Here is a 778-nt window from a genome sequence, read left to right as displayed (position 1 = left end):
GGGGATGTGCTCAACACCACCGCCCGCATTTAAGCCCAGTGCAACGCGCTAGGAAGCCAGTTGCTAATATCGGAAGTTCTCTATCAGCAGTTGGAGCCGCAACCGGCTGGCCAGTTTGCCCGGCGCGGCCAACTGGTACTACGTGACAAGGCCTAACCTACAGCCGTGCTTGACGTGCAAAAAGCCATCCGCCCCTCTACACCGAGTTGTTTTGGTTACTTGAAGAAGCAGTATTTGACAAAAGAAAAACTGTATGGGCCTTAAAAATGGTCAATGTGTTTAAGGGCCATACTATCAAAGTGCGGTGTACGATGAAGGCCGTTTAAATTAACCGCCTACCCTACCTTGTCCGGAAATAAGTTGACTGTTAGTCGATTACTACGACCACCTTGCCCTTGATCTTGCCCTGGCTGGTTTCCTGGTAAGCCTGTTGGACGTTGGCCAGGTCATACACCTTTTCCACCGGGATTTGCAGCTGCTGCTCGGTCAGGGCGGCTAGGGCGCGAAGGCCCGCGGCGGTGGGCGTTAGAATGAGAATCTGGTGTTTCTGGCCCGAAAACAGGTTGTGGAAAAACGCCCCAACCAGCCCCAGCGGTGAGGGCAGCATGCTGACAAACGTGGCCCGGGGTTTCATTAGCGGCCGAGCCGCTTTGAAGGCCAGCTTGTCCGATAGGTCGATGATGACGTCGAAGCGCTGCGGCAACTGGCTGAGGCGCTGCTTGGTGTAGTCCACCACCGCATCGGCGCCTAGTTGGGTGGCGCGGAGCGCCCCGCCGGG

At 56.4% G+C, this 778-nt stretch carries 1 protein-coding gene; it reads right to left on the bottom strand.

What is annotated here, in order from left to right; translation table 11 throughout:
- Positions 1–367: 367 nt before the first annotated feature.
- A partial coding sequence (locus tag VI25_RS22335) for a zinc-binding dehydrogenase (protein WP_152981783.1) occupies positions 368–778 on the bottom strand: 411 nt, incomplete at its 5' end.

It is taken from the genome of Hymenobacter sp. AT01-02 (genome assembly GCF_000961955.2).
Classification (GTDB): domain Bacteria; phylum Bacteroidota; class Bacteroidia; order Cytophagales; family Hymenobacteraceae; genus Hymenobacter; species Hymenobacter mucosus.
Note: the sequence above shows the minus strand (reverse complement) of the source record. Positions and strands in the feature narration are given on the sequence as shown.